The organism is Nonlabens xylanidelens (assembly GCF_002934445.1).
Lineage (GTDB): Bacteria > Bacteroidota > Bacteroidia > Flavobacteriales > Flavobacteriaceae > Nonlabens > Nonlabens xylanidelens.
Map to the genome: position 1 here is coordinate 116,506 of NZ_PTJE01000007.1, position 17,011 is coordinate 133,516.

Consider the following 17,011-nt stretch of genomic DNA (forward strand, 5'->3'; position numbering starts at 1 on the left):
TTTCGCGAAAGCGGAACTAAAATTAATCTTCTTTAGGGTTTTTTATAGAGCAATACTACTTTCTACCACATCTTCTATGGTAAGTTGAAGATGTTTAGGAAGTAAATTATCTTTAGGTAATACAGCTAGATGTCTATCTTCATTAGAATCAAAGACCTGCTTTAATAAAGGAGTAGGAGTGCCCAGTCGCTCACAAATATCACTTACTAAATCTATATGGTGGATAAGATTGCGGCTACCTAAATGAAAAATACCACGACGTCTTCTATTAATAATATAATGGAGTTGTTGTACTAGTTTTTTAATATGTGTCGCGTTAATAACCACATTAGGAAAGACCTCGATAGCTTCATTTCTCTTAAGTTGATCTTTGATCTCATTAAGGCGTGGTGAGCCGGTACCGTAAATCATAGGTATTCTACAAATCACGTACTTAGAAACTGGTTTTCTAAGCAATTCATTTTCAATTCTTATTTTAAAACGGCCATAAATACTTTCTGATAGTGTTTTATCATACTCATAACTTGGGTAGTTAGTAAAACGGTCAAAAACGTTTGCACTAGATAGAAAAATCACCTTGCAATCTCGATTATCTATGTAGTTAGAAATCTCAAAATGCATTCTTAAAAGACTATTCACATTACCTCTTACGGCGGTTACTATAAATTTAGGTTTTAAATTATCTAGTAGTATGTCTAGACTTTCTAATTCATAATCAAATTGATGAAAATGCTTATTTTTTTCAAAGACTTTACTATCTGTTTTATAGGTAGCATGTACATCAAAAAAAGGCGCAAGCTCTTTATAAAGGGCATTCCCTATAAAGCCGCTTCCGCCTAGTATTAAGATTCTATTCAAAAATGTAAGATTTACTTTTTATAAAAAGGTAGTTTTACTACTGTGGCAGGTACTAACTTTTTTCTAATTTGTATGTGTATTTTACTACCAGGAGTGGCAAAAATAGGTGGTACATAACCCATTCCTATTCCTATTCCCATAGATGGAGACATGGTACCGCTGGTAACTATTCCTAGATCTTGCTGGCTGCTATCTTTAATTTCATAACCACCACGAGGTATAGCACGCTCGTCCATTTCAAAGGCGATTAATTTTCTGTCTACACCTTTTTCTTTGTGTTCTAATAACTGCTCGTGGTTTACAAAATCTTTAGTGAATTTTGTAACCCATCCTAGTCCAGCTTCATATGGAGAAGTGGTGTCGTCTATATCATTACCATAAAGACAGTAACCCATTTCTAATCTCAAGGTATCACGTGCAGCAAGACCTATAGGTTTGATACCATAATCTGCCCCAGCTTCAAAAACCTTATTCCAGATTTGTTCTACCTCAGTGTTTTTACAATAGATCTCAAAACCACCAGAACCTGTATAACCAGTTGCACTAATGATTACGTTTTCTATACCTGCAAAGTCAGATACTTCAAAGTGATAAAATTTAATAGCACTTAAATCTACAGAAGTAAGTGATTGCATTGCTTCTACAGCTTTAGGTCCTTGAATAGCAAGAAGTGAATAATCTTCAGAAAGATTTTTCATGTCTGCATTCATGGTATTATGAGAGGTAATGTGATCCCAATCTTTATCAATATTAGAAGCATTTACTACTAGTAAATATTGCTCTTCTTTGATTTTATAAACAATCATGTCATCTACTATACCGCCAGTAGCGTTAGGTAGGTAACTATATTGAGCTCTTCCTACTGTAAGTTTAGACGCGTCATTAGAAGATACTTTTTGAACTAGATTTAAAGCCTCAGGTCCAGAAATTAAAAATTCTCCCATGTGAGAAACGTCAAAAACACCCACGTTATCTCTAACAGTCTGGTGTTCTATATTAACACCTTCATATTGAACAGGCATATTATATCCAGCAAAAGGAACCATTTTTGCTCCTAATGATTCATGTATAGCGGTAAGCGCGGTATTTTTCATATTCTAATTTTTACGAGTTCAAATGTAGAGATTTCTCCTTTAAATAGCACACCTTTTTAGATTCTGAAAAAGCTAACTAATTCACAATTCTAATTAAATAGCTTTACACTCGATTTCCTTAACTTGCAGATTCATAAAATTGACACTTTGAAAATTCTAAGCGCACAACAACTGGCAGAAGCTGATCTGTCCACAATTAATAAACAACAAATTTCTAGTAACGACTTAATGGAGCGTGTGGCAACACTCGTTTTTGAAAGACTCCATCAACGATTAAATGGTTCACCAGTGCCTGTAAAAATCTTTTGTGGGATAGGAAATAACGGTGGTGATGGTCTTGCGATAGCTAGACACATGATACAACATGGTTACCATGTAAAAGTTTATGTCACTAATTGTAGTAAAAAAAGGTCTCCAGACTTTTTAGTAAACTATGACCGTATAAAAGATGTGACTAACGAGTGGCCGGTGTTATTGAGCTGTAAAGAAGATTTTCCAGAAATCACACCTCAGGACTTTATTATAGATGCCATCTTTGGTACAGGTATTAATAGACCTGTAGATGGCTGGATGGCAGATTTAATAGTCTATTTAAATAGTGTGAAAGCATTTAAAGTTGCTATCGATATGCCTAGTGGCCTGTATGCAAATACAGCACATAAAACTGATGATGCCATCTTACAAGCAGACCATACCTTTACTTTTCAAACGCCTAAACTATCTTTTTTCCTTCCAGAAACCGGTCAGTACACCGGTACTTTTGAGGTGATTAATATAGGGTTAGATCCTGAGTATTTAATGGCAGCAGCGCCAATAGCTCAATTGATTACTAGAGAGGCTGCTCAAAATATGTATCAACCTCGAGAGAAATTTTCTTATAAAGGAGATTATGGTCACGTGTTAACATTTGCTGGTAGTAAAGGTAAGATGGGTGCCGCTGTACTTTGTGCAGGAGCAGCCATAAATGCAGGAGCAGGTAAAGTGACGGCCTATATCCCAGAAGACGGTAATTTTATAATGCAATCTTCTTTACCAGAGGTAATGACGGTAGAAAGTGAAGGAGAAGAATACATAACAGATTTTAAAAACCCTATTGAGAATGCTGTTTTATGCATAGGTCCTGGAATAGGTGTGAAGAAGTATACGTGTTCCGCTTTCGCGAAAGCGGTAAAAGAACAATCTACTCCTATAGTTATTGATGCTGACGGAATTCAAATTCTAGCAAAGCATCCAGAATTAATAAAAGATATACCTAAAGATTCTATTTTAACTCCTCACGATGGCGAGCTTAAAAAGTTGATAGGTGAGTGGGATAATAGTTATACAAGGTTAGAAAAAGCACAAGAGTTTTCTAAGAAAAACAATGTAATTCTTGTATTAAAAGGAGCACATACCATTACTGTCGCAGGTTCTGGTCAGTATGTTAACAGTACAGGAAATCCTGGAATGGCAACTGCAGGTAGTGGCGATGTGTTGAGTGGTATTATAGCTTCATTCCTTGCACAAGGATATGACCCACTTACGGCAGCTGCATTCTCTGTGTATTTACATGGAGCCAGTGGCGATCTAGCATCACAAACATATGCACATGAGGGTCTTAAGGCTTCCATAATATCTAATTTTATAGGTTCTAGTATACTCCAGCTATTTAGAAATCCGGCGCAAGAGCAACAAGCGCAACCACAGAGTTAAACTTTTTGTTTAATATTGCCGCAGTCTAAACAGCCCATCATGACACACGAAATTTCTTCAAAACGTTTAAGTTTAAAAGATTTACAGCACATAGTAAATAATGTTACAGCTCTAAAATTATCAGATAACGCTGCACAAGCCGTAAAGGAGTGTAGAGATTATTTAGATAAAAACTTTGGCGATACAAATAGCAAACCTACTTATGGTATCAATACAGGATTTGGTTCTTTGTGTAATACCCAGATAGAGAGTGATCAACTAACGCAGTTGCAACATAATCTAATTATGTCACATGCATGTGGGGCAGGAGAAGAGGTTCCAGAAAAGATAGTGAGATTGATGCTTTTTCTTAAAGTTCAAAGTTTAAGCTATGGACATAGTGGAATAAGTATAGCTGTAATACAGCGATTAATTGATTTTTACAATGCAGGAGTGCATCCAGTAGTTTATCAACAAGGTTCTTTAGGAGCATCTGGAGATCTTGCACCACTAGCACATCTTGCTTTACCCTTAATAGGATTAGGAGAGGTTTCTTACCTAGGAAAACGATATACTGGTGCTGAAATCAATGATCTTATGGGATGGGATTCTCTCCAATTACAGTCTAAGGAAGGTCTAGCTCTTATTAATGGTACGCAATTCATGCTAGCTTATGGAGTTTATTTAAGTCTAGAATCTCAAAAACTATGGTACTGGTCACATGTGACTACCGCTATATCTTTAGATGGTTTTTCTTGTAATATGTCACCCTTTGACGAGCGAATTCACTTGATAAGACCACACAAAGGACAGCTTAAGAGTGCTTCCATTATCCGCGATTTATTAGAAGACAGTCAGATAGCGTCTGGTAAAAAAGAGAATGTACAAGATCCTTATAGTTTTAGATGCACACCACAAGTTCATGGTGCTACAAAGGACACACTAGATCATGTTATTAAAACAATAGTGACAGAATGTAACTCAGTTACCGATAATCCTAATGTATTTCCAGAATCTGACACCATTATATCTGGTGGTAATTTTCATGGACAACCACTAGCTCTAGCTCTAGATTTTCTTTCTATAGCAATGAGTGAAATAGCCAGCATTAGTGAGCGTAGGATATTTCAATTAATGAGCGGTACTCGTGGTTTACCACCTTTCTTATGTAATAATGCCGGTTTAAATAGTGGTTTAATGATTATTCAATATACCGCAGCAAGTATAGTAAGTCAGAATAGACATCTTGCAAATCCAGCTTCTACAGATAGTATCGTTAGTTCTAACGGGCAAGAAGATCATGTAAGTATGGGGGCAAATGCTGCAACTAAGGCTTATAAAATAATTGATAATATAAAAACAGTACTTGCCATAGAACTTATAAGTGGTACACAAGCATTAGAATTTCAAGGCAAGAAAACATCTGACTTTTTAGAATCTATAGTTATGCTACTGCGCAGTTCTGTACCTTTTTACGACACGGATAGAGTCATGTATGGAGATATTCAACTAGCTAGAGAGTTAATGGATTCCACAGCTTTGGACCTAGAAATAATAAATTAAGAAAAGAGGTGAACGTTACTATAGTTCACCTCTTTTTTTTTAATTGAGTAATTGAGAGTTGGTCCAGTTGATGGCATGTTCTTTATTGAAAAAAGATTGTAGCTTTCCAGGTTTAAAGAACTTACTCTCTAGATCTACAGAGCTTATAATTTGAGAATTGCTCTCCACTATACTTATACTTCTTAAATTTTGATGTTTTGTATTATATAAATGCACCATAGGATCTATGCTGTAACTATTCTCGCGCATACTTATATATCCTAATTTTTGCTCGGTACCATAATGAGCAATAATCTCATCGTTAAGTATGGAGTTAAGAGCCATATTAAAGTGTATACCTTCATTAATTATACCTATAATTATATCTTTATGTAATTCAAATTTTCCGAACCCTAATTCTAAAATATTCATAATTCAATTCTTAAATCGAGGTGCAAATATAAGTGCTTTTTACTATGCGTGCATAATAAAAAATGTAACCAAAGATTAATCGATCAACTACTTAATTGATAGTTTTAAGACCAAAAAAGAGTATGAATATGTCTTTTTCGCCTCATTTTCACTAAAGGATTACTTATATGTTTTTTCATATTTCATGATAAAAATAACATAAAACAACAGGTCATAAAAAAAACGAGTCTTAAGAAATACATCTTAAGACTCGTTTTAAAGAAATTATTTTGAAAATTACTCTGCAGAATGTTCTTCAGATTCTTTTTCAATTTTTATCACTAGTTTATCTTCTTCTTTATCAAAATTCATAAAAATAGAATCACCTTCACTAAGCTGACTGTTTACTATTTCTTCAGCAAGAGCGTCTTCTATATGTTTTTGAATAGCTCTTTTAAGTGGACGTGCACCGTACTCTTTGTCAAAACCTTTTTCTACAATGTAGTCTTTTGCCTCATCACTAAGAGAAAGATTGTACCCTAGACCTTTGATTCTAGTAAATAACTTAGCTAGTTCAATATCTATAATTTTATGAATATCATCTTTTTCTAAAGAGTTGAATACGATTACATCATCTATTCTGTTTAAGAATTCTGGTGCAAAGGTTTTCTTTAATGCTGCTTGTATAACTCCACGAGCGTTGTCGTCTTCGGCCATTTTGCGAGCTGCAGTACCGAATCCTACACCAGACGCACCAAAGTCTTTCAGTTTTCTAGCACCTACGTTAGAAGTCATTATGATGATAGTATTTCTAAAATCAATTTTTCTTCCTAAACTGTCTGTTAAGAAACCGTCATCAAGAACCTGCAGTAACATATTAAACACATCAGGATGCGCTTTTTCTATCTCATCTAGAAGTATAACCGCATACGGTTTACGTCTTACTTTTTCAGTAAGCTGTCCACCTTCTTCATAACCTACATATCCTGGAGGTGCTCCTACTAGTCTAGAAATAGCAAATTTCTCCATGTATTCACTCATATCAATACGTATAAGTGAATTCTCAGAATCAAATAATTCGTTTGCTAGAACCTTTGCAAGTTGTGTCTTACCTACACCAGTCTGTCCTAAGAATATGAAAGAACCTATTGGTTTATTAGGGTCTTTTAATCCAGCTCTATTACGTTGTATGGCTTTTACAACTTGTTTCACCGCTTTATCTTGACCTATAACTAGATCTGCAATAGTGCTATTAAGATTACTTAATTTCTTTAACTCTTTAGTAGCGATACGATTAACAGGTATTCCAGTCATCATGCTCACTACTTCGGCAACATTTTCTTCAGTTACCGTGTCTTTATGAAGTTTAGAAGCTTCTTCCCACGCATTTTGCGCTTCTTCCAGCTGTTGTTCTAACTTCTTCTCATCGTCTCTTAATTTTGCAGCTTGTTCATATTTCTGCTTTTTAACGACGTTATTCTTTTCTTTCTTAACATCTTCTAGTTGTTTTTCTATTTCAACTATTTGTTCAGGTACCTCTATATTAGTAATGTGAATACGAGATCCTGCTTCATCAAGCGCATCAATAGCCTTGTCTGGTAGAAAACGATCTGTCATATAGCGATTAGTTAACTTCACACAAGCTTCAATAGCCTCTGGAGTATAAATCACATTATGATGGTCTTCATATTTTGCCTTAATATTATTAAGAATAGTAATAGTTTCTTCAACCGAAGTAGGCTCTACCATTACTTTTTGAAAACGTCTTTCTAGAGCGCCATCCTTTTCAATACTATTTCTATATTCATCTAGAGTAGTGGCTCCTATACATTGCAACTCACCACGAGCAAGTGCAGGTTTAAACATGTTAGATGCGTCTAGAGACCCAGCTGCACCACCAGCGCCTACTATGGTATGAATTTCGTCTATGAAAAGAATGATATCATCATTTTTCTCTAATTCATTCATAACCGCTTTCATGCGCTCTTCAAACTGCCCTCTGTATTTAGTACCAGCAACTAGGCTAGCAAGATCTAGAGTAATAACACGTTTATCATAGAGAATACGAGATACCTTTTTTTGTACGATACGTAAGGCTAGACCTTCGGCTATGGCACTTTTACCTACACCAGGTTCTCCTATTAATAAAGGGTTGTTTTTCTTACGACGACTCAAAATTTGTGAAACACGCTGTATTTCTTCTGTACGACCTACTACAGGATCTAGTTTATCATCCTCGGCCATTCTAGTAAGATCACGACCAAAGTTATCTAGAACCGGAGTTTTAGACTTCTTATTTGTTTTCTTATCGCCAGATGGTGAGAATAAATTCTCTTTACCGCCATCGTGCATTTCTTCTCCTGCGTCATCGTCACTAAATGATTGTGCGCTTACGTCTTCTATATAACCATCTTCTTGTGATAGAATCATTTTAAATTCATCCTTCACATTATCATAGTCTACACTCAGCTTATTTAAAAGTTTTGTAGTAGGGTCATTCTCATTACGTAAAATACATAATAATAGATGAGCCGTATTAATAGATGTACTTTGAAAAAGTTTTGCTTCTAAAAATGTAGTTTTCAGTGCACGCTCTGCCTGTCGAGTAAGATGCAAATTCTTCTTCTCGTTTACTGCAGCTGTTATATTAGGGTTTGCTGGACTTAATATCTCAACTTTACGGCGCAGGTTATCAAGATCTACCGATAGATTATTTAAAATCTCAATCGCTTTTCCATCTCCATCTCGCAGTAATCCTAACATTAAATGTTCTGTACCTATAAAATCGTGACCTAATCGCAACGCCTCTTCTTTGCTATAGGCGATCACGTCCTTAACTCTTGGTGAAAAATTATCGTCCATATTGCTTCTTTCGTTTAAAAGTATTGAATTTATTCTTTCAAAAAGCATTCCGTAATATAAAAAAGGGTTAATACTTTGTTCGCTTTCGCGAAAGCGTAACATTTACAGTGCTTTACCTTAATATATAGACTGATAAAACTTATTCACAGAGAAGGCTTAAAAGTGTTAATAAAAACAGAGCTAAAACCGTATCAACACCTTATTATTACTAGCGATTTCCTTAAATTGCTAGTTGTTAAAATAACTAATTTAATATAATCTGATTTACATGGCAGATGGAGAAAAGTTAATCCCGATTAATATCGAGGATGAAATGAAGTCAGCATACATCGATTACTCGATGTCAGTCATAGTGTCACGTGCACTGCCAGATGTGCGAGATGGACTAAAACCAGTACACAGAAGGGTTCTTTACGGTATGTATGAACTGGGTGTACTTTCTAATAGAGGTTACAAAAAAAGTGCAAGAATAGTAGGTGAGGTACTAGGTAAGTATCACCCACATGGTGATACATCTGTTTACGATACTATGGTGCGTATGGCTCAAGAATGGTCATTGCGTTATATGATGGTAGATGGTCAGGGTAACTTTGGTAGTGTAGATGGTGACCCACCAGCTGCAATGCGTTATACTGAAGCAAAAATGCGCAAGATATCTGAAGAGATGCTTGCTGATATCGATAAAGAAACAGTTGATACACAACTGAATTTTGATGATACCTTATCAGAGCCTACAGTTTTACCTACAAAAATCCCTAATCTTCTTGTTAATGGTGCTAGTGGTATAGCCGTAGGTATGGCGACTAATATGCCTCCTCACAACTTAACTGAAGTGGTGGATGGTACAATTGCCTATATCGAAAATAATGATATTGAGATAGAAGAGTTGATAACGCACATCAAAGCACCAGACTTTCCTACTGGTGGTATCATTTATGGTTATGATGGTGTTAAAGACGCATTTCATACCGGTCGTGGACGTATTAAAATACGTGGTCGTGTAAGAATAGAAGAAGTAAAAGGTCGTGAATGTATAATCGTTGATGAATTACCATACCAGGTAAACAAGGCAGATATGATTAAGAAAACTGCCGACCTTATTAATGATAAAAAGCTAGAAGGTATTGCCTCTATTAGAGATGAGTCTGATAGAAAAGGTATGCGTATCGTTTATGTATTAAAGCGCGATGCTATACCTAATATTGTTATTAATAAACTTTATAAGCATACTGCGCTTCAGTCTAGTTTTAGTGTAAATAATATTGCTCTTGTTAATGGTCGTCCTCAATTACTTAATGTAAAAGAGATGATTCATTACTTTGTAGAACATAGGCATGAAGTAGTAACACGTAGAACAGAATATGAACTGCGCAAGGCTGAAGAAAGAGCTCATATTTTAGAAGGATTAATTATTGCTAGTGATAACATCGATGAGGTTATTGCTTTAATAAGATCTAGTAAAAATGGTGAAGAGGCTCGTGGGAAGTTAATCGAGAGATTTGAACTTTCAGAAATTCAGGCACGTGCTATTGTTGAAATGCGTCTTAGACAATTAACTGGTCTAGAACAGGATAAGTTGCGTAACGAGTACAGTGAGTTAATGGAAACTATTGCTGACTTAAAAGATATTCTTGCAAAGAAAGAACGTCGTATGCAAATTATCAAAGATGAACTTATTGAAGTTCAAGAGAAATTTGGTGATGAGCGTCGTTCAAAAATTGAATATGCTGGAGGTGATCTAAGTATAGAAGACATGATCCCAGATGAGCAGGTAGTTATAACTATATCTCATGCTGGTTACATTAAAAGAACAAGCCTTACAGAATATAAAACACAAAACCGTGGTGGAGTAGGTCAAAAAGCAAGTACTACTAGAGATGAAGATTTCTTAGTAGATCTATTTGTGGGGACTAATCACCAGTACATGTTATTCTTTACAGAAAAAGGTAAGTGTTTCTGGATGCGAGTTTATGAAATTCCTGAAGGTAGTAAAACCTCTAAAGGTCGTGCTATTCAAAACCTTATTAATATTGAACAAGATGATAATGTTAAGGCAGTAATTTGTACTCAGGATATTAAAGATAAAGAATACATTAATAGTCATTTTGTGATTATGTGTACAAAGAAAGGTGTGGTTAAGAAAACATCTTTAGAACAATATTCTAGACCTAGATCAAACGGTATTAATGCCATTACCGTTAGAGATGGAGATACACTTTTAGAAGCAAAACTAACCACTGGAGACAGTCATGTTATGTTAGGTTTAAAGAGTGGTAAAGCTATACGTTTTGACGAGTCTAAAACAAGACCTATGGGTAGAAATGCCAGTGGTGTAAGAGGTATTAGATTATCTGACGACGAGGACGAGGTAATAGGAATGGTTGCTGTAAACGATATGGATTCTAATATTCTTGTTGTTTCAGAAAAAGGATATGGAAAACGTTCTAGCCTAGATGATTATCGTGAGACTAATCGTGGTGGTAAAGGTGTTAAAACGATATCGGTTACTGAAAAAACTGGTGGTCTAGTAGCGCTTAAAAATGTGAATGATAAAGATGGTCTTATGATTATCAATAAATCAGGAGTAGCTATACGTATGAATGTCGCAGATTTAAGAGTAATGGGACGTGCGACACAAGGTGTCCGTCTTATTAATCTTAAAGGAAATGATTCTATTGCGGCCGTTGCAAAGGTGGTAAAGGATGAAGATGAAGAAGAGATAGAGTCTGATGAAAGCGTAATTGCCGCTCAAGAAGATGGAACAGATCTTGAAGTAGATGATAGCGAAGAATAAATTCAAAATATTATTATGAAATTTAAATTAACAATAACTTTTCTAGCAATAGCCTCTATGGCTGTTGCTCAGAAAAAAGAGATTAAGAAAATTACTAAGGCAGTAGAAAAAGGAGAATTCAGCAAAGCACAGGAATTATTTAATTCTATAGATGAGAATTCTGTAGAAGTAGAATACGCAGGAGCTTATCAATTTTTCAAAGGTGCAAATTATATGGACCTTTCAGGTGGGCAGCCTGTAAGTCTTGATAATTTACGTAAAGCAGAGTCTGCTATCGCAAAGTCTAGAGAATTGGGTTATTCAAACTTGAAGTTTGAGCCAATGTTGGAAAACTTGATTTTTAATCGCAAACTTCAAATTGCAAATGATAAAGTAGCGAGTGGAGATACAGATATGGCGTTGAAACTGGTAGATGAATTGTATGAAAGTAATCCGGAAAATTTAGATATGCTTTATAATGCAGGTAATCTTGCTTATAGTAGTTCTAAATTTGATGTGGCTTTAGAAAAATATTCATCACTTTTAGAAAAAGGTTATACAGGAGTAAAAACTACTTATGTAGCGACTAACTTAAATGGTGTAGTGGAGCAGTTTGCTAGTGCTCAGGTAAGAGATTATTCTGTAAAAGCAAAAACTCATACAAATCCTGCTTCAGAAAAAAGCAATTCTAATTTAGGAGATATTGTTCTTAAGACGGTATGGTTACATGTGAATAAAGAGGATAAGGTTAAGGCAAAAGAGGTTTATGAAACAGCTCTTAATACTTATCCAAATGATCAGTCTCTTAAGTTAGTTAAGCCAGATGTATTATTAACTTTAGGAATGATGGAGGAGTACAAAGAAGCTATAGAGAATATGGACTCTGATATAACTGATCCTAAGGTTTTTGATAATCTAGGAGCTGCAGCAATAGAGAAAAAGAATTATGAAAGTGCAATACGTTACTTTAAATCTAGCCTTAAGTTAGAGTCTAAAAACTATTATGCTTTAGTAAATTTATCGAATGCTTATCTAGAAACAGGTAATTTAGAGACGACAACTGCTGCAGAGCAAAAGGAGTTTTATACTCAAGCGGTTTCTTATTTAGAAAAGGCACATGATTTAAAGCCAGAGGATAAAGGTGTGATGGCAACCTTAGTTAGTCTGTATGACTTTTTAGGTATGACAGATAAGTCTGCACAAATTAAATCTAAGATGTAAGTATTTATAACGCTTTCGCGAAAGCGGAATAGAAAAAAAAGCTCTTGATTTATTCAAGAGCTTTTTTATTTATATTATTTTCTTAATAACTCTCAACTTGTGAGTATGAATGTTTTCTTCAACATTAAAAATACCACTCTGGTCTAAGCGATCTATTCTTACTTTACCATGAGCATGTATGATATAATTATCACTCATTATTATTCCAACGTGTGTAATTTTACCTTCATTATTATCAAAAAAAGCAAGGTCGCCTGGTTCAGCTTCTTCTATAAAGCTCAACACTTCACCTTGTGTAGCTTGCTGGCTAGCATCTCTTAATAGGTCAAAACCACTTAGTCTATATATTAATTGAGTAAAACCACTACAGTCTATGCCTAGTGGTGTCCTGCCGCCCCATAAATAAGGAGTGTTAAGAAATAATAAAGCGTTATTGATAAGGTTAGAACTACCAAGTATAACTGTGTTTATGTCGTTTTGAAAAGTGTCTTTTAATAAGGATGTGGAGCTTACTTGAGCACCTATGGTTAGTGTGCTCAATGTTTTGTCCTCATGTGTTAAATGAGATATTAAATCTTTAGAATAAAATTTTGAGTGCTTTACAAAGTGTTGGTATTGTTCAGATTCAATTTCTTTGAACTGTTTGTTATCAATCCAGCCTTCATAATTATCATGAGCAAGTCTAATTTTAGACCATTTCTTTCTTTTTTCTAATACCTTAAATAATTCTCCATAGAGAACTTGTGATACCATCTCGCTGGCATCACTAGTTTCTAACCTTAAAGGAGCAATAGAAATCGGACAGACACCGTATCTCATAGATTCTTAACTTACGATTGTATCACGATTGCACTTGCGCCACCGCCACCATTACAGATAGCTGCAGCACCTATCTTTCCTTTCTCTTGTCTTAAGACACTCATGAGTGTCGTTACTATTCGAGCGCCACTACAACCTAGAGGATGTCCTAAAGAAACAGCACCACCGTATACATTTACATTACTGTCATTAAGACCTAATATTTTCATGTTAGCTAAGCCTACTACAGCAAATGCTTCATTAAATTCAAAGTAATCTACGTCACTTATAGCTACACCTGCTTTATTAAGAGCTTTAGGAAGCGCTTTGGCAGGAGCTGTTGTAAAATATTTAGGCTCTTGTGCAGCATCAGCATAACCTATTATAGTTGCTAGTGCAGTTAATCCTAATTCATTTGCTTTTTCTTCACTCATTAAAACTAGTGCTGCGGCACCATCGTTAATAGTAGAGGCGTTTGCTGCAGTTACAGTACCGTCTTTAGAAAAAGCAGGTCGCAATGCAGGTATTTTTTCCATTTTCACATTAGAAAACTCCTCGTCTGTATCGACTATTACATCGTCTCCTCTTCTTTGTGGAACAGCTACTGGTACAACTTCGTCGTTAAACTTACCAGATTCCCATGCAGCTTTAGAACGTTCATAAGATTGTACGGCAAATTCATCTTGGTCTTCACGAGTAAAACTGTGGTCTGTTGCGCATAGATCTGCACAAGTTCCCATAGCTTCTTGACTGTATGCGTCAACTAGTCCGTCTTTTTGCATACCGTCTACTAGAGTAGTTGGTCCAAATTTTTGACCATTTCTCATATGTACATAATGTGGTATCATGCTCATATTTTCCATTCCTCCGGCAATAACGATATCGTTATCTCCTAAGGCAATAGATTGAGCAGCCATCATAATAGTCTTCATTCCACTTGCACAAACCTTATTGATAGTAGATGCTGGTGTGTCTATAGATATTCCTGCTCCTAATGCAGCCTGTCTAGCTGGAGCTTGTCCAGTACCTGCTTGCACTACGTTACCCATTAATACCTCGTCTACAAGGTTGGGTTCCAAAGAAATTTTATCTAGGGCACCTTTAATAGCTACAGATCCTAGTTTTGTGGCTGGAACTGATGATAATTTCCCCATAAAACTTCCTATAGGAGTTCTTGCATAAGATACTATAACTACTTTTTTCATGTCTTGATTTTTATACTGCAAAAATAATGAATTTAATAAGTAATTTAGGTCTAACTGGTCTACCAAACACTCATTTGTGTGACTATATTAATGGTTTATTAAAACTATAGTCGTTAATTTGTCTTCTTTGCATCACGTAATGAATAGATTGTACAATTATCAAAGTCTTGTTTATAAAATCATTTTACTATGTTTTTGTACAGCATTGACTGTTTATGTGTTTCCTAATAATAATCGTTTTAAATATGATTATAACCAGGGTGAACCATGGGATTATGAAACTCTATACGCTCCCTTTTCCTTTCCTATAGAAAAAGGAGAACAAGCTTTATTGTTAGAACAACAAGCAGTTTCTGCTAAGACGCCACGTTATTTTAAAGTAGACAATAATATTAAAGATAAGGTTTATAATAAGTGGTTATCAAAATATAATCCTAGTACCGATTCTTTAAATAGCGATGAGTATAAGCTTCTTTTAAAGGATGTGAAATCTATATTAAATAGGTTGTACAAAGTCGGTTATCTTGAAGTTCCATTAGATCTTGATGATAATCAGCCTGTTGTTTTAACTGCAAATAATGAAGTAATATCTTCCAGTTATGGTAATATTTATTTACCAAACGAACTAAGTGGCTTAATAAGTAAAAACAATGTTCTTCCTAATAATTCTAATCTAAATAAAACAGTTTTATTATCTAGCCTACTTAGTTCTATTGAGTCTAATGTTGTTTTTGATAAAGAATTAACTGATATAGCTATAAAGGAAGAATTAAGCAAGATTTTAACTACCAGAGGCTTAGTTAGTCAAGGTGCTCGTATTATCGCTCAGGGCGAAATAGTAGAAGGGCAAAAGCTGTTAATATTAAATACATTAAATAATACCTATAAATCACAAACTTGGACAGATTCCCAGTATAATTGGAAGCTTACCGGTTATATTATTTTAGTAGGTATGGCATATGCAATGCTATTATTGTTCTTATGGAGGTATCGTCAAGATATTTTTTCCAATTTCAGGAAGTTGTTTTTTATATTTTTTAATGTTGGATTAATTGTAGTATTAACAGCGACAGTAGTCAATATTAATGTAGAGTACATATATGTAGTTCCTGTGTGTATTCTTCCTCTAGTACTTAAAGCTTTTTTTGATGCTAGATTAGGTTTGTTTACTCATGTGGTAACTATTTTTATCTTAAGTTTTATAGTACCTAATAGTGATGAGTATCTTTTTCTTCAAATGATGTCAGGTATAGTGACAATTCTCTCAGGTAAGGAAATATATAAAAGAGCAAATCTATTTCTGACTGTTGCACAGATAATTGGAGTGTATTTTGTATCTTATTTTGCTTTTTATGCAATAAATCAAGGAGGTATTGTAGGATGGGAATGGGGGCGTTTAGGTTACTTTGTTCTGTGTGGTTTGGCAATGCTGTTTGTTTGGCCTCTTATTTACATATTTGAGAAAATATTTGGATTGGTAAGTGATGTTTCTTTGTTAGAGCTTAGTGATACTAATTCACGACTTCTTAAAGAACTATCTAATAAAGCTCCTGGAACTTTTCACCATTCTTTAAATGTGGCAAATATTGCCGAAACCATAGCTAATGAAATAGGAGCAAATGCAATGCTAGTTAGGGTAGGAGCGCTTTATCACGATATAGGTAAAATGAAGAATCCAACCTATTTCACCGAAAATCAAGGAAGCGGTATTAATCCACACAATGATTTAGATCCAGAAGATAGCGCTAGAATTATTATAGATCATACCATTAATGGTATAGAAATCGCTCGTAAATACAACTTGCCAGATAGAATTATAGATTTTATTAGAACACACCACGGAGATAGTTTGGTGTATTATTTCTATTCCAAAGCAAAAGAGGATAATCCCGACGTAGATAAAGATAGCTTTAGATATCCAGGTCCTAGACCATTTAGTCAAGAAACTGCTATACTTATGATTTCAGATAGTGTAGAGGCAGCTTCAAAAAGTTTAAAGAATCCTACTTCTATTAAGATAGACAATTTAGTAGATAAGATTATAGAGGGACAAGTGGATAGCGGTCAGTTCTTAAATGCAAATATTACTTTTAAACAGATTGAATTGATTAAAGCAGTGATTAAAAAGAAGTTAGCTAGTATTTATCATGTTAGAATAGAATATCCAGAATAATTTTTGAAAAAAAAGTTCTTTTTATTTGTGAGAAACAGAAAGTAGACTTAAATTTGCAACCGCTTACGGAAACGAAGCGAGTTCATTAACATATTAGGAGAGGTGCCAGAGTGGTAATGGAGCAGATTGCTAATCTGTCGACGGGCAACCGTCGCCAGGGTTCGAGTCCCTGTCTCTCCGCAAAATTAACCTCTTTAATATTTGAATTTAGGTATTAATATACAAGGTTAGTACATCAGAACCGAAACTGATATAAATAAAAATCGGGGTGTAGCGTAGCCCGGTCATCGCGCCTCGTTTGGGACGAGGAGGTCGCAGGTTCGAATCCTGCCACCCCGACTAAAAGTCGTAAGGCTTTTGTAATTACCGTTTTCATCTTACGATGAAAACGGTTTTTTTTGTT

General features: G+C 35.0%; 11 protein-coding genes and 2 tRNA genes. 7 read left to right on the forward strand and 6 right to left on the reverse strand.

All coding sequences use genetic code 11. From position 1 onward, the window contains the following. Positions 1-42: 42 nt before the first annotated feature. Positions 43-858: a sugar nucleotide-binding protein gene (locus LY01_RS12905; protein ID WP_104516285.1), complete on the reverse strand. Its 816-nt coding sequence runs from the start codon at positions 856-858 to the stop codon at positions 43-45. Between the two features lie 11 nt (positions 859-869). Beyond that, on the reverse strand, positions 870-1,952 hold the full coding sequence (gcvT, locus tag LY01_RS12910; protein ID WP_104516287.1) for a glycine cleavage system aminomethyltransferase GcvT: 1,083 nt from the start codon (positions 1,950-1,952) through the stop codon (positions 870-872). Positions 1,953-2,099: 147 nt separating this feature from the next. Here gcvT and LY01_RS12915 point away from each other — a divergent pair, with 147 nt between their 5' ends. After that, positions 2,100-3,644, forward strand: a complete 1,545-nt coding sequence (locus LY01_RS12915; protein ID WP_104516363.1) for an NAD(P)H-hydrate dehydratase — start codon at positions 2,100-2,102, stop codon at positions 3,642-3,644. Positions 3,645-3,683: 39 nt separating this feature from the next. Further along, positions 3,684-5,186 (forward strand): histidine ammonia-lyase, encoded by a 1,503-nt coding sequence (hutH, locus tag LY01_RS12920; protein ID WP_104516289.1) that lies wholly within the window; start codon positions 3,684-3,686, stop codon positions 5,184-5,186. A 39-nt stretch (positions 5,187-5,225) separates the two neighbouring features. Here the strand turns inward: hutH and LY01_RS12925 are convergent, their stop codons facing one another. Further along, on the reverse strand, positions 5,226-5,597 hold the full coding sequence (locus LY01_RS12925) for a hypothetical protein (RefSeq protein WP_104516291.1): 372 nt from the start codon (positions 5,595-5,597) through the stop codon (positions 5,226-5,228). 276 nt (positions 5,598-5,873) lie between these two features. Continuing rightward, positions 5,874-8,438: an ATP-dependent Clp protease ATP-binding subunit gene (locus LY01_RS12930; RefSeq protein ID WP_104516365.1), complete on the reverse strand. Its 2,565-nt coding sequence runs from the start codon at positions 8,436-8,438 to the stop codon at positions 5,874-5,876. A gap of 268 nt (positions 8,439-8,706) precedes the next feature. Here LY01_RS12930 and gyrA point away from each other — a divergent pair, with 268 nt between their 5' ends. Then, on the forward strand, positions 8,707-11,232 hold the full coding sequence (gene gyrA / locus LY01_RS12935) for a DNA gyrase subunit A (RefSeq protein WP_104516292.1): 2,526 nt from the start codon (positions 8,707-8,709) through the stop codon (positions 11,230-11,232). Positions 11,233-11,247: 15 nt separating this feature from the next. Then, entirely contained in the window at positions 11,248-12,432 is a 1,185-nt protein-coding gene (locus LY01_RS12940) for a tetratricopeptide repeat protein (protein ID WP_104516294.1), read from the forward strand. A 69-nt stretch (positions 12,433-12,501) separates the two neighbouring features. Here the strand turns inward: LY01_RS12940 and LY01_RS12945 are convergent, their stop codons facing one another. Both LY01_RS12945 and LY01_RS12950 read right to left on the reverse strand, forming a co-directional pair. Beyond that, complete coding sequence (locus tag LY01_RS12945; RefSeq protein ID WP_104516296.1) at positions 12,502-13,251, reverse strand: C40 family peptidase; 750 nt, start codon at positions 13,249-13,251, stop codon at positions 12,502-12,504. 11 nt (positions 13,252-13,262) lie between these two features. Continuing rightward, positions 13,263-14,435, reverse strand: coding sequence for an acetyl-CoA C-acyltransferase (locus tag LY01_RS12950; RefSeq protein WP_104516298.1), 1,173 nt, complete (start codon positions 14,433-14,435; stop codon positions 13,263-13,265). Between the two features lie 139 nt (positions 14,436-14,574). On the opposite strand from LY01_RS12950, the gene LY01_RS12955 reads away from it, so the two are divergent. The 3 genes from LY01_RS12955 (at position 14,575) to LY01_RS12965 (ending at position 16,947) form a co-directional block, all read left to right on the forward strand. Beyond that, positions 14,575-16,608: an HD family phosphohydrolase gene (locus LY01_RS12955; protein ID WP_104516299.1), complete on the forward strand. Its 2,034-nt coding sequence runs from the start codon at positions 14,575-14,577 to the stop codon at positions 16,606-16,608. A 96-nt stretch (positions 16,609-16,704) separates the two neighbouring features. Further along, a tRNA-Ser gene (locus LY01_RS12960) sits at positions 16,705-16,788 on the forward strand. Positions 16,789-16,872: 84 nt separating this feature from the next. Then, positions 16,873-16,947, forward strand: a tRNA-Pro gene (locus tag LY01_RS12965). The last annotated feature ends 64 nt before the right edge of the window (positions 16,948-17,011 follow it).